Below are 14,662 nucleotides of genomic sequence, written 5' to 3' on the forward strand. Positions count from 1 at the left end.
TTTTGCCCAGGGAATAAAAAAGCCCCGACGGTAACTCGTCAGGGCCCTTCTCGATGCCGGATATAATTAAATTCCTTGTTCTTATTGTGGTGATACCTCATTGAGGTTAGACTTAGAGTTGCCGATCCTAACCTCGTCTACATACAATACACGTTTACTTTCGGGAGAATAGCTGGCCCAGCCGTTCCAGGTCCATTTGTAAATGCCAACCTTGAAATAAGGATAGTTCTCATCGTTAAATGAGTTGGGCCCATAGAGACTGAATATTTTCACCTTGTTCTTGTAGATCTCCAGGATGCCATCCGATTTGTAGGAGAACTTGATGTGAAATACAAAGTCATTCCATTTGCCCTTGTCCACCGGTCCCAGGTCGATATCCTTTTCACCGTCCTTCGTGTCATTGGTGTTGACCTTCGCCGCTGCCCATAGGATCTGCAGGGTGTACCGGTCATTTTGAATGCCGAGGGAAATGGGCGGTGAACGCCAGTTCTCACCAAGGTCCCAGTCAGGGATCTCATGCCATTGGGCAATCTTCTCTGCCATCGGGTCTTTGACAAAATCAGTCGGCAGATAGCTGCTGAAGCCATACCAGTTTTCCGCATCCGGCGGACTGTCCTGGTGGATCTCCGCGCGTACATAACCATTATAACTGGTTACGTCGCTCTTCGCAAATTCGAAGCGGGCGGAGGTCTTTCCTTTCCTCGCCGGGATCTCGCTGCTGATGGTAAGCGCCGTCGGCCGGCAGATCTCCTCGCTCCACTTGCTGAAGTCGGCGGTGCTTTCAAAAGCAGAGTAAAGCGTCAGATTCTGCCCGGTGTTGGTCGTGGTGCTGTCCGGCTTTACAATGCTCCCGGCGGCATCCGAATACTCCCACCAGTTAAAATTCCAGGCGGCAGAGTTCGCATAGATCCGGATGATTTGCTTGCCTGCGCTCAACTGCACCGTACTCGAGACCGTGGTGTACACCTGGCCGCTTGTAGTGCCCGGCAGGGTGACGTTGGCCAGTACGGTTCCATCGGGTTTTTGAACTTGTAACGTGCTTTTGGGTCCCGCAACCCTAAAGCTGATCGTGTGGCTTCCTGTTGTGTTTACATTAATGGTGTAGTCCATCCAATCTCCCACCGAAATGTAACCAACATCTTTTCCGCCTTCGCGGCAGTCCTCCACTTCAATACCGCTCATGGTGGTATAGTCCTCCGCCTCGATCCTTGTGGAGACCGAAGAGGTGGACGCGGTAGTTACATCTTTGACTGCTGAAGTGTTGGGATCTTGTGTGGTGGTGAGGTCTTGTTGTTTTGTACAGGCATTAACGAGCAGCATAAGCCCACATACGGGTAATACTGGATTCCATGTTTTCATTATTGGACGTTTTTTGAAATTGATATAATGTCGCCATTATATCCGGCTTTGCCGTCACTTAACTAAAAACATGCCATTAACCGCCGGAGCAAGGACAAATAAACAGCCTCAGAAGTTTTTCCCGTTATAAACCGTTAAATCACACCATAAATAAATTCCACTATATTTATAGAATGAGCTTGTCATCATCCCCTAACCTGGACACCAAACAACATTACCCTATATTGGACGGCCTGCGTGGCGTTGCCGCCGTGATGGTCGTTCTGATGCACACCAACGAAGTCTTCGACGACGGCAGTCGCTTCAAGCTGATGATCAACCACGCTTATCTTGCCGTCGATTTCTTCTTCGCCCTGTCGGGGTTTGTCGTCGCTTATGCCTATGACGATCGTTGGTCAAAGATGACCCAGTGGGAGTTTTATAAACGCCGCCTGGTGCGGTTGCAGCCGATGGTGGTCATTGGATCGGTGGTGGGGGCGCTGCTGTTCTATTTTCAGGCAAGCCCGATGTTTCCATTGGTGGCAGGCACCCCGGTTTGGAAGGTATTGCTGCTGATGATCATTGGCGCCACACTTCTGCCCGTTCCCGTCTCCATGGATATCCGCGGCTGGCAGGAGATGCATCCCCTCGACGGCCCCGCCTGGTCGCTGTTTTATGAGTATATCGCCAATATATTATACGCCACCCTCCTTCGCCGTTTTTCCAGGACCCTGCTGTCCGTCGTCGTTGTCCTGGCAGCCGCCCTGCTCGCGGGCTACCTGCTGTTCGGCAACGAGGGCGACCTGATCGGCGGCTGGTCCCTGACCGGCGACCAGCTGTTCATCGGCTTTACCCGCGTGCTCTACCCTTTTTGCGCGGGGGTCCTGCTTTGCCGTATCGGCAAGCTCATCCGGATACCGCATGCATTCGGCTGGTGCAGCCTCATCATGATCGTCGTGCTCAGCATCCCGAGGATCGGCGACGAACATTCCTTATGGATGAACGGGCTGTATGAGGCGGTCATCGTCATCGGGGTCTTCCCCGTCATCGTCTCCATGGGCGCGGGCGGCGTCATCCATCACCCCCGGTCCGCCCGCTTCTGTAAATTTCTCGGTGACATCTCCTATCCCTTATACATCAGCCATTATCCAATTATCTATACCTATACGGCATGGATCACCCGGAATAAGATCCCCTTCGGGCCAAAAGCATGGGTCGTCGGCGCCGGAGTCGTCGCCGCCAGCGTCACCCTCGCTTACGGCTATCTGCGCCTTTACGACGCACCCGTCCGGGAATGGCTGCGAAAAAAGGTGCTGGTCCGGTCTCGGGGATAACTCCCGTTTTCGGAATCTTAATTTTTCATTATTTTTAATCATGACCAGCTACCTGCATCCCCCCGCCGGCAACGGCGACGAGCATGCCCTGGAAGTCCTCTTCGCAGACGTCTTCCAACAGCATGAGCACAGGCTGTACACCCTCGCCCTCTGCCTGGTCAAATCCGAACAACACGTCAAAGACATCATCCAGGACGTGTTCCTCAAACTCTGGGAACACCGCCATCACCTGCAGGATATCCACAATATGGAAGCCTGGCTCTACCGCGTCATGGAGAACAAGGTCATCGACTTCCTCCGCAAGGCCGCCGCCGACAACCGGCTGAAAGAAGCCATTTGGAACAATATCTCCCAGGCCCGCAACGAGACGGATGAATGGCTCGAAGCAAAAGAATACAACCGGATCATCCAGCAGGCCATCGACCACCTGCCGCCCCAGCGCCGCCGCATCTACTGCCTCCACAAGAAAGAAGGCCTCGACCACGCCCGCATCGCCGAAGAGCTGTCCATCTCCCGCCATACCGTCAAAAACCAGCTCTCCGCAGCCCTCCAGTCCATCCGCAACTTCGTCGCCCGAAACGCCAGGTTCTTCTTCCTGTAAAAAAAATTTTCCCACCCGATAGGAATACCTCTTCGCAGCTTCGTCATTCCTTATAGTGGAAGAAAGAGTACGATACCTTTTCCGGCAATATCTCGAGAATAAATGCTCCCGCCAGGAGCTGGAAGAGCTTTTTTCCTATGTCCGCGCCTCCACTCACGACGAGACACTCAGAAGCCTGATCAAACAGGTATACGCGGAGACGCCATCCACCCCGGCCATACAAACCTATGTAAATGAGCATGGAACGCTCGTCCTCAACGAAAAGGCCAAGGTCCCGGCAAAAATTCCGCAACCCCGCAACCGAACCCGCAGACCGCTGGTGGTCGCCACCCTCCTGCTGGTGATCGCCGCCACCCCCGTCCTCTGGCTGGGCAGGTTCAAACACCACCCGGTAGCGGTCCTCACCGCCACCGTCAAAAAAAAGACAACGGAAGCCTCGGAATACAAATACCTGCTCCTGCCCGACAGTACCCAGGTGTGGCTCAACGCGTCCAGCACCCTGGAATTCCCCGAACATTTCACAAAGAACAAAAGAGAGGTCACCCTCTCCGGCGAAGCCTACTTCGACGTCCGGCACGCCGACCAGGTCCCCTTTGTGATCCACACCGGGAACATCGCCACCACCGTGCTGGGTACCTCCTTTAATATAAAGGCCTATCCCGACCGCCAGCACATCATCGTCTCGGTGAGCACCGGAAAAGTAAAGGTCAGCTATAACAATATACCCCTGGCGACCCTTGTCAAAGGCCAGCAGATAAAGGTCAACAGCCGGTTCAATACCGTCGAGGAAAAAAAGATCGCGCCGGCTGAGGTGGCCGCATGGCAACAGGGCAAAATGTCCTACGACGACGAGGCAATGGAGGATATCATCGCCGACCTCGAAAGGCTGTACAATGTAAAGATCGCGATCCGTAACGAGGCAATAAAGACGCTCAAGGTGTCGACTTCCTTCAGACGGGAAATAGGGATCGAACAGGCCTTGCAGGTATTGTGCAAACTGACGGACACGATGCTCCGGCAATCCGACGGCTGGTATATCATCCAATAAAACCAAACTCAACAAAATATGCTTATGCGTGCATTTTTCCTGGGTATGTTGCTCCTTTCAGGCGGATTACTGTTGGCGAGGGATAGCCGCGGCCAGGATCTGAATAAAATGACCGTGTCCATACAACTGAAAAACGTCTCTCTCAAACAGGCATTACGCCGGGTCGAGGCGCTTACCAGCCTGCCTTTTACCTACAAGACGAGCGACATCGCAGCCTATAAGGATGTCAGCTGCGAGGGCACCGATATCTCCGTCGCCCGCGCGCTGGATATGCTGCTGCTCAACACCGGCCTGGGATACGAACAGGTGAACAGCAATATCATCATCAAAAAGGTCAGGACTGCCCCAAAGCCCGAAGTGCAAGGCCCCACCCCATTCGACGGCGGCGTCAAAGGCAGGGTGACGAACGATAAAGGGGAACCCGTGCCGGGCGCGACGATTACCATCCAGGGCCCCAACAGGGCCGTCGCCGCGGACAACAACGGCATGTTCACGATCACGGGCCTGAAGGCCGGCAGCTATAAAGTAAGGATCTCCGCGGTCGGCTATGAAGCAACGGTGAAAGACATCGCCATCCGCGACAACGAAGTCGGCAACCTTGACTTCGTCCTCAAGGAAGGCAGCGGCAAGATGGACGAGGTCGTCGTCACCGCCCTCGGCATCACCCGGAAGCAACGATCCGTAGGCTACTCCACCCAACAGATCAGCGGCGCCAGTCTTACCGTCGCCAAAGAGCAAAACGTCCTGGGTTCCCTGGGCGGGAAGATCGCCGGCGTACAGGTCTCCGGGTCCTCATCAGCCAGCATGGGCGGAACACAAAAAATCCAGATCCGCGGTGTCAACTCCGTCACCGGTGACGGGGAGCCCCTGGTCGTCGTTGACAATATCCCCATCACCAACACCAACTACGCCGACAAGAACGGCCGGGACTACGGTAACCTGGCACAGGATATCAACCCCGAAGACATCGAGTCCGTAAACGTCCTGAAAGGACCGGCGGCATCCGCCCTCTATGGCCTGCGGGGACAGTTTGGCGTCATCCTGATCACCACAAAAAAAGGCAGTAAGAACAGCAAGCCGACCGTGACCTTCAGTTCCGCCGCCTCGGTAGAAAAAGCAGGCAATTTTATGCCCCTGCAAAATATTTATGGCGCCGGCTCCACGCTCAACTTCGAAACCGTCACCATCAATGGCGTCGACACCAAATATGTCGATGGCACCTGGGACGAAAGCTGGGGCCCGAAAATGGACGGCACCCCGGTACGGCAACAGTATAGCTTTTACCGGGCAGACCCGGACTTCGGCAAGGCGACCCCCTTTGTGCCGCATCCCAACAACATCAAAGAGTATTTTGTCACCGGGCGCACCCTGAACAACAGCGTGTCGATGACGGGCGGCGGCCAGAACACCACCTTCCGGCTCTCGTACAACAATACCGACATCAAAGGCATCGAACCGAATACCTACCTCAAAAGAAATAATCTCTCCTTCAGCGGATCGCTGAACATCACGCCCACCCTGGTGGCGACCACCGATCTGAACTATGCGCAGAACAAAGGGCAACGCCCTTCACAGGGGTATCAGGCCCTGGGGTCCCGCAACATGTACCAGTGGTTTGAACGAAACCTGGATATGCAGAAGCTGAAGCAGTATAAATATCCGGATGGCACTTTTTACCAATGGAATGTAAATGATCCCAATTCGGAGGGCGTATACGATGATGCGACACCCATCGACTGGAACAACCCCTACTTCGACGCCTATGAGAATCCGGCCCATGACTCGCGCGACCGGTTCTTTGGAGACGTCGGACTCCGCTGGACCCCCTTGTCCGGCCTGTCGGTCAGCGGTTTCGTAAGACAAGACGGCTTTACCCAAAACCTGGATGGCCGTAATGCACCTGGGGGAAGGGGCACCCCGGCATTCTGGATCGGCAAATACCAGTCAAAAGAAATGAACTATGAGTTCCTCGCCCAATACAACAAGGGATTCGGTGACTTCTCCCTGAACGCCAACCTCGGCGGCAATATCCTTACCCAGCGGTATGATTATCTTCAGGAAGAGACGTCGGGCGGTTTCGTCACCCCCGGGTTTTATAATATCGCCAACTCCCTGGAACGACCCGCCGTGGTCAACTACGAACGAAGAAAAGAGGTCAGAAGCGCCTACGGGTCGGCAACGCTCGGGTATAAGAATACCTATTTCCTGGATGCCAGCCTGCGGAATGATATCTCCTCCACGCTGCCGCAAAACAACAACTCATATCTGTATCCCTCCGTATCCGCCAGCGTCGTATTCAGCGAACTGCTGCGATGGCAGCCCTTATCCTTTGCAAAGGCCCGCCTCAGCTTTGCACAGGCCGGCGCGGACATCGCCCCTTACCTGACCACCGGCTACTATAACCTGGGCCAGCCCTATGGCAGCACCTTCCCCATGGATGTGCCGGATACCCTGAACAATCCCAATCTGAAGCCTTCACTCGGTACCTCCTACGAGGCCGGCCTCGATCTGAAATTCTTCCAGAACCGCCTGAATCTAAGCGCCACCCTCTACCGCCAAAACAACAAGAATGCCGTCCTGCCCCTCGATGTGTCGGGAACCAGCGGTTATACGACCTCTGTCATCAATGCCGGAAACATCGAAAACCATGGCATCGAACTGACGGTCGGCGGCACCCCCGTGCTTACGAAGCATTTCAGCTGGACCAGCACTTTCAATGTCAGTCACAACACGAGCAAGATCATTTCATTGTATCCCGGACTTCACTCCTACCAACTGGACTACAACCGCTACGCCAGCGTGGACATGTTCCTCCTGGCAAATGAAGGCGAGGCCTTCGGCACCATCGTGGGCAACGGCTATCAACGGGACCCCAAAACAGGGCAGATCCTGCTCGACGGCAGCAACCTGCCGATGTACGAGTCGGGCCACAAGCTGGGCAACGTGCTGCCGAAGTATACCGGCGGCTGGGTGAACACGATCACCTGCATGAACTTCGACCTGTCGGCGACCATCGATTTCCAAAGCGGCGGCAAATTCCTCAGCTGGACAAAGATGCTGGCCGTAAAGAGCGGCCAGGCGGCCGAGACAGCGGCAACCAATGATAAAGGCAAGAATGTCCGGGACGATCCGGCCACCGGCGGAGGCGTTAAGATCTCGGGCATCTCTTCGGTCACCGGAAAGCCCGTCACGGCCTACGTGGCGGCAAGGGCCTACTACCGGAATGTGCTTGGCTCCAAGATCTACGATCCCTGGACAGAGGACGCCAGCTATATCCGCCTGCGGGAAGCAAGACTGGGATATACCTTCTCAAAAACTGCCATTCCCTCCTTCCCCTTCCAAAGCCTGAACATCGCGTTCATCGCCCGTAATCCCTGGATGATCTGGCAGAAAGCGCCGAAGGGCGTCAACCCCGCCGAACTGGCTACCGGCTCGTCCTCGCTCAACTGGCTGGAGACCGGTCAGCTGGCCACAGCCCGCTCCTACGGCCTAAACCTGACTATCTCCTTTTAAAAACCACTACCATGCAAACAAAATTCGTCATCATAGCAGCATTGATAGCATCGGTAGCTGCACCGGGATGTAAAAAATTCGCCGCCGGTATCAACGTCAGTCCCAATAGCCCTACCGCCGCCTCCAATACCCAGTTGCTCACCTCCGCCATCAGCTATATGCCCGTCGTCATCGAAGGCATCTCCGGGGCGATGTACACGCAGCAATGGGCGGAGAAACCCTATACCGACGACTCCCGGTATATTACCGTCAACTTCGATTTCTCCGGCATCTATGCCGGCCCGCTGGAAAACCTCCAGACGATACTCGCCAACAAGACCTTTAATAGTAACGAGGGCTCAAAAAACAACCAGCTGGCTGCCGCCCGGATCTTACGGGCCTGGTTCTTCTGGCAGATGACGGACCGCTGGGGCGATATCCCCTATTCGGACGCGCTGAAGGGCAACGGAAATCTCGCGCCCAAATACGACGCACAGAAGGATATTTATGCCGGTCTGCTGAAAGAATTGAAAGAAGCCGCCGCGCAGATAGACGACGGCGCCGGTGTGGGCGGTGATCTGCTGTACGGCGGGGACATGGGGCAATGGAAAAAATTCGCCAATTCCCTGCGGGCGCTGATGGCGCTGCGCCTCTCGAAGATCGATCCGGCCACCGGCAAGACGGAGTTTGCGGATGCAATAGCAGGCGGCGTTTTTACGGATAACAGCGACAATGCCGTCTATGTCCACCTGGCCGACCCCGTCAACCAAAACTACTGGTACTATGTCGCGGATGTCCAGAACCGGCAGTGGTACTGGATCAGCCAGACGCTAACCGATTATATGAACCCCCTCCAGGACCCACGCCTGCCCATATTCGCAGATCCCGCCTCCTCGACTGGCGCCTACGCGGGTGTGCCCTACGGCCTGGACGGTGACGCCATCGCCAAGGTCTCCACATCCAAGGTCTCCTGGATGGGCGAACATGTCCGGGCCCAGAACGCCCCCTGTTTTATCTCCACCTATGCCGAACTCCTGCTCGCACAGGCCGAGGCCGATAAACTGGGCTGGCTGCCCGGCGGCGACGGCGATGCGGCGCTGAAATACAAGGCCGCCATCGAAGCCTCCGTCCGTCAATGGGTGCGGAACAGCTTTAAAGGCGGCGTGGTGGATGACGTGGAAAAGACCTCCTACGATCCTGCCGACGAAGGCGACACCACGGGTCTCGGCGCCTACCTGGCCCGGCCGGAAATCGCCTACGATCCCGCAAATGCCCTCAAACAGATCGCCTACCAGCGATGGGTCCACCTTTATATGAACGGCTATGAAGCTTGGGCGGAATGGCGACGTACGGGTTACCCTGTGCTCACCCCGGCACCCAACAATAACAATATTCCCATTCCCAGGAGACAGGGATATCCCAGCAGCGAACCGAACATCAACACCAACAATTACAAGGCCGCCGTACAGGCGCAAGCCGGTTTTGGCGGGAAAGATGATCTCAACGGCCGCGTGTGGTGGGATAAACCATAACCACAAAAAAAATGCCCCCGGAATGCCGGGGGTTTTTTTTATTCTTTTGGATTGGGTTGCCCCTTGCCCGTGGTGATCAGGCTATACAAGCTTTGCTGGACATATTTTGTCCATGCACCTTCGCAAATCTCATAACATTCATATTCCGGAACCAACCCCAGATGGGTAAAGGCAAGTTGTGTTTTGGCACCCTTTTTAGAGATCTCAAAAATGACTTTCGTATCCAGCCACTCCCTTTTGTCTTTTGTAAACTTGAAATAGTTGTCCAGCACCAGCCATACCACTTTCTGACCGGGAACAACCTCGATCAGTCTCATTTTGCAGGAATGTACGTCCCTGTAGTGGTAGTCGAACTCGTCATTAACCTGCCCGGTGGGGCCTTTTATTTCTTCCGACCACCAACCCCGGGGATCGGTGACGCCATTAAAGACTTCCGTTGGTGATTGGTCTACCAGGATGGTGGTAGTAAAATCCGCATTTTTCATGTTTTCGATTATTGTTTAATAGCCACAAAGCTAATGTCCGGCCGGGCGGCGGGACCTATCGAAAATGGAGAATTTCAAGGCCGCTACTCAGCGCCGGAATTCCATCCGGCTGAAGTTGAACCCTCCTTTCTCCACCACCACCCTCAGCCGGCACTCTCCCTTGCGCAAGCGGATGTTCTTTATTTCGAAATTCCGCCAGCTGGCAGGCCCTCCCGTATTGCCAACCGCAACCGGCGCCGCCAACGGCCGGCCATCGCACATTACCGTGAATCGGCTGCTGTCGGAACCCGTGGCCATGGTAAAGACAAGCGTATAAACGCCCGGCTCGACAACATCGACCGTATATTGCAACCATTCCCCATCCTCCGTATCGAACACATAATAATCCCCGGCATCACCCGCCGCGATATCCACTCCGTCATTCCGATACATCCACCCCCGGTTACCCGCGGACGGCTGCGGTGGCGACGCATATTGATAGCGGGCGGTGTCATTGTCCTGATAGGCATACCCGCACCGGCCCAGGTCATAGTCAACCGCTTTAATACTCGCTCCATTGCCGATCCGATGCGGAACAAACGGCAGCGTCGATACCGAGCCCACCTGGCGGAACATCGCGTCCGTCACATCCTTATGATAAACATTGCGGCCGATCCGGATATTCTCCAGCCATTCCTTCAGCGCGACCCGGGCTTCTTCCGCGCCCGGCTTGCGGCCATTCTTCAGCCAGTAGTCCAGCAGCATCTGGTAGGAAGGCGAGGCGCGGATCTCCAACGGGTTGTTGATCCCCATCTTTTTCTGCTGCCACCAGCACCAGCCGATGTTGTAGGATTCAACAAGGCCGATGGCTTCGGTAAACCAGGTATTGGAATTCTCGCCGGATTCGCCGAGCCAGAGCGGCATCTGATATTTATCCTGCAGGTCGAGATATTTCCGGATACTGGCGGCCGTATTGAAGTTGCCGTATTTATGAAAGCTGACAACCATATTACTGTCCCAAAGCGGGAAGATCCCATTGTAGTTGTTGCCGAAACCATTGCCTTCGATGATGATCAGATGCGCGGGATCCACTTCCCGGATAGCGGCAGAAATCTCCATCATGAGCTGCCGCAAAGGCTGGTTGCCCGTTTCCCGCGTGCCGCGGATATCTTTGGGGTCTTCGAAGCCCCAGTTGGGCTCGTTGAGGATATCATACCCGCCGATTGCCGGATCCCCGGCGTACCGTTGGGCCAGCTTTCGCCACAAGGCGACGGTCTTCTCCCGGCAGGCGGAACTCTGCCACAAAGACGGCTTGTCCGGATCGCGGTCGGAAATGTTGAGGTCATTGCCCTGCCCGCCGGGCGCGGCATGAAGATCGAGGATCAGGTACAGGTGATCGGCTCTGCACCAGGCGAGCAGGCTGTCGGTGAGCTCGAACCCTTTTTGCAGCCAGGTATTTTTACCGGCTACCGGCTCCTCATCCACCGAAAGCGTATACAGCCGGTAATGCATGGGCAGCCTTATCGAATTGAAGCCCCAGGCGGCAAGGGAATCGATGTCGGCCTTCGTCGTGTGATTTTTCAGCCAACCGTCGTAAAACCGGGCGGCCTGCTGCTCACCCACGAGATCGGCGATCTTCTGCCGGATCCGGAATTGCGGCCCGAGTCCGCTCAACCGGAACATATAGCTTTCCTGGAGCATCCATCCGCCAAGACCCATGCCCCGCAGGATGACCGAACGCTCGTTGCCGTCGACGATCAGCTTACCCCTGGCGGTCAATATCCCGCTCAGCGGCTGTACGTCCGCGCCGGCCGCCGCCATCGGCTGAGCCCCCAACCGAACCATCATAAACAACAAAATGACACTGAAACCAAAAATTCGTTTTCTCACGATTGATTGCTTTTTATTTTTGAACCTACGGAACTCAGGAAATCGGCGAGCGAAACCTCCCCTGCCAGGTCGAGTTTCTTCCGCAGCCGGTATCTGCTGCTTTCCACGCCCCTGGTGGAAAGGTTCAGGAGATCGGCGATGGCTTTCGTGGAAAGGTTTAGCCGGAGATAGGCACAGAGCTTGAGATCCGTCGGCGTCAGCAGCGGAAACGTCTCCTTCAGGGTCTTGAGGAAGTCGTTGTTGGCCTTGTCGAAGTATACCGAAAACCGCTGCCAGTCGTCCGCCACTTCGAGCTCGTCGTTGATGATCTTGATGATCCGCCGGATATTCTTTGCCCGGCGATCCGGCTCCGCCTCCTCCTGCGCTTTTATTATTTCGTCCTTGATCTTATTGAGCAACTCTCTTTTTTGCAGGAGGTTCATGGTATTGGAGGCCAGCTGCGCCTCGTTGTGCTCAGCCTCCGCCTCCAGCCGGATATTCTCCAGCCGGATGATCTCCTTTTCATTTTTCTCGATCTCGAGCTGATGGAGGTACTGCAGACGCCGCTGCTCTTCACCGAATTTTTCGCGCTGCTTTCGGAGCCGGTCGGCATGTTGCACCAGATATTTCTTCTGCTGCCGCTTATAGAAATAGTACACGCCCCAAATAACGGCAAGCACATAGACCACCCAGGCAAGATAGGAATTGTACCAGGGCGGGGAGATGGTAAACGTAAACTGACTGACGGCGGAAGTAAATCCCGAACTGTTCCTCGCGACACATTCGAAAACATAATCTCCGGCCGGCAGGTTGGTGAAGGTGCGTTCGGTTCTTTTTGACCAGGGCGTCCACTCTTTTTCGTATCCCCCCAGGCGACAGCTGTATTCCACCGTCGTACTGAAATAGGGCGTGGAGAATTCAAAATGGATGGAGTTCCATTTATGCCCGATCCTCTTGCCGAAGACATAATTATCGGCCGGATTCCAGCCGTTGTCAAAAAGATATCCTCCAAACAGGACGCTGTCCTTTTTGTAAGTCACCGTGATCGACCGGAGCAATACCTTCATCCGGTGACTGGTTGTCCTGTACCGGTCATAATCGAGATGGTAAAAGCCGACCTCCCCCGCCAGCAGCACATTATCTTTGTTGATCGGATAAATGAATTCTTCGTCGTTACCCAGCACCAGGTTATTCAGTTCGGGAAACCAGGTCATGACGGGGTTACCGGGTGAGGACATGTCGATCACGCCGGGTTTTTTTTCCGCGATGAACCAGATATTACCCTGCGCATCTTCCCGCAGATAGGAAATGGGCAGCGAGCCGAATAATGCTGAAAAAAAGGCCGACGGTTTGAAATCCCGGGTGACGGGGTCGTATTCGAATATCCCGTTCCCCGTGACCAGTACGATCTTCCCACGGATCATGAACAAATGGTTGTGACCGGAAGACAGGATATGATGGATGTCCTTATAATGCTTGCTGACCGGTGCGCCGGTGTCGTTGAAGCTGATCTTGTACAAACCCTGATAAGGATGCGCCACCCAGATATCACTGTCTTTTACAACGATGTTTTTGGCCGACTCAAAGGAGGTATGTAGCCGGGGGTTGACAAATTTATTACCCGGATAGGTATAGATGTTGACGCCATTATAGGCTCCTCCGATGATGCGGGGACAGGGTTGTTGGGAGGTCAGGGGCTGAAAGGACCAAAAGCCCGTGGACAGGTCAAGCGGGACACAGCTGTCCTTTTCGACAATATAAGCGCCGTCATTCCGGCCCATCAGCAGCTGACCGTTGACGACCGATAGCCCCCAGATGATGCCGTTGCCGTTCGGCACCGGGATGAAGCTGCCTGCAATCTTACCCAGATGGTAGTCCGGGGGGATCGCTACATTGTACAATCCGATACCCGTGCCGATATATAACCGGTCATGATACACGGCGGCGGAATAGCCGGGGCTCTTGTTCGCGTTGTCGGGGGTGATATGGGAGATCGGGCTGTTGAAGATCACGAGGTCGATCCCGTTGTTCAGGGCCAGCCACAGATTTTTTTCCTTGTCTGCATACACGTTATTGATGGTATTGGACTGCAGGCCCTGCAACTTGGTCACATGCTGTACGATCTCCCCACGGGTATTGATGATATAATATCCCCCCAGGCGGGTCGCGATGGCGATCAGCGTCGTGTCGATCGCACAGGAATAATGGATGAAATCCCGGATAATGGCCGCTATCGCCGGAGTTTCCCATTTTGTGACGGTCCCTTTATCGATAAGGAAGACACCCGCCTTTACCGTAGTCAGGAAGATCTTGTCCGTACCAAAGCCGGTAAGGCTTCTTACAGCTACTTTATCTTTTGAAAAATTGTCCTTTGTCGCCAGCGGCTGCCAGGCGCCGTTGATAAAGCACATCAGGCCGTGATCGTACTCCTGGGCAATCAACAGGTCCCGGCAGGCGCCGAGAAAAGACCAGTTGATGCTTCTGAAGGCGGTGATCTTGCCGTCATGGAACCGGAATATCCTTTTATTGGACTGAAAGAAGATGTCATGCCGGAAGCGCACGACATGCCACACATCCGTAAAGTCCGTTTCACCGGGAGGTATCAGCTGCCGCAACGACTGATAGGTGAGAACGCCTTTCGCGTCAAAATAGAAATAGCCGATCTCCTGCTGACCGCCGACGAATATTCGGTTGCTGTCTACGACAAGGGACCGGACGATGCTCCGGTTGGGCAGCGCATAGGTGTGCCAGTACGTGCCGTCAAAAACGAGAAGACCATCGTCGTTGGCAAAATAAAGCAGGCCACGGGGGTCTTGTTCGATGCCTCTGTTCTGGTTACCCGATTGGTACACCTTCTTGGAGAAATTGATGATCTCTGGGATCAGTACGCCGTTCTGTGCCAGTACGGAACAAACGGATAGTAACAGGGATGATATGACAAGTAATGTTCTCATGCCGGCAAATGGCACAAAAATAATATATTA

Annotated in this window: 9 protein-coding genes; 5 read left to right on the forward strand and 4 right to left on the reverse strand. The window is 54.7% G+C overall.

What is annotated here, in order from left to right; genetic code table 11:
• Positions 1–81: 81 nt before the first annotated feature.
• Complete coding sequence (locus tag VGM48_RS08790) at positions 82–1,320, reverse strand: heparin lyase I family protein (RefSeq protein WP_331578121.1); 1,239 nt, start codon at positions 1,318–1,320, stop codon at positions 82–84.
• A gap of 212 nt (positions 1,321–1,532) precedes the next feature.
• On the opposite strand from VGM48_RS08790, the gene VGM48_RS08795 reads away from it, so the two are divergent.
• Genes VGM48_RS08795 through VGM48_RS08815 form a run of 5 tightly spaced genes read left to right on the forward strand, consistent with a single transcriptional unit; the run spans position 1,533 to position 9,345 of the window.
• Positions 1,533–2,672 (forward strand): acyltransferase, encoded by a 1,140-nt coding sequence (locus tag VGM48_RS08795; protein WP_331578123.1) that lies wholly within the window; start codon positions 1,533–1,535, stop codon positions 2,670–2,672.
• Between the two features lie 40 nt (positions 2,673–2,712).
• On the forward strand, positions 2,713–3,273 hold the full coding sequence (locus VGM48_RS08800) for an RNA polymerase sigma-70 factor (protein WP_331578125.1): 561 nt from the start codon (positions 2,713–2,715) through the stop codon (positions 3,271–3,273).
• 55 nt (positions 3,274–3,328) lie between these two features.
• Positions 3,329–4,321, forward strand: a complete 993-nt coding sequence (locus tag VGM48_RS08805) for a FecR family protein (RefSeq protein ID WP_331578127.1) — start codon at positions 3,329–3,331, stop codon at positions 4,319–4,321.
• A 24-nt stretch (positions 4,322–4,345) separates the two neighbouring features.
• Entirely contained in the window at positions 4,346–7,834 is a 3,489-nt protein-coding gene (locus VGM48_RS08810) for a SusC/RagA family TonB-linked outer membrane protein (protein WP_331578129.1), read from the forward strand.
• 11 nt (positions 7,835–7,845) lie between these two features.
• Positions 7,846–9,345, forward strand: coding sequence for a SusD/RagB family nutrient-binding outer membrane lipoprotein (locus VGM48_RS08815; protein WP_331578131.1), 1,500 nt, complete (start codon positions 7,846–7,848; stop codon positions 9,343–9,345).
• Positions 9,346–9,383: 38 nt separating this feature from the next.
• Here the strand turns inward: VGM48_RS08815 and VGM48_RS08820 are convergent, their stop codons facing one another.
• The 3 genes from VGM48_RS08820 to VGM48_RS08830 all read right to left on the reverse strand — a co-directional run bounded on the left by VGM48_RS08820 (position 9,384) and on the right by VGM48_RS08830 (position 14,632).
• The gene (locus VGM48_RS08820; protein WP_331578132.1) at positions 9,384–9,830 is read right to left on the reverse strand and encodes an SRPBCC domain-containing protein; all 447 of its coding nucleotides are present in this window, start codon (positions 9,828–9,830) and stop codon (positions 9,384–9,386) included.
• An 87-nt stretch (positions 9,831–9,917) separates the two neighbouring features.
• Entirely contained in the window at positions 9,918–11,699 is a 1,782-nt protein-coding gene (locus VGM48_RS08825) for a cellulase family glycosylhydrolase (protein WP_331578134.1), read from the reverse strand.
• Positions 11,696–14,632 (reverse strand): triple tyrosine motif-containing protein, encoded by a 2,937-nt coding sequence (locus VGM48_RS08830; protein WP_331578136.1) that lies wholly within the window; start codon positions 14,630–14,632, stop codon positions 11,696–11,698. The genes VGM48_RS08825 and VGM48_RS08830 overlap by 4 nt, the downstream gene beginning before the upstream one ends.
• Positions 14,633–14,662: the final 30 nt, after the last annotated feature.

Source organism: Puia sp. (genome assembly GCF_036500295.1).
Lineage (GTDB): Bacteria > Bacteroidota > Bacteroidia > Chitinophagales > Chitinophagaceae > Puia.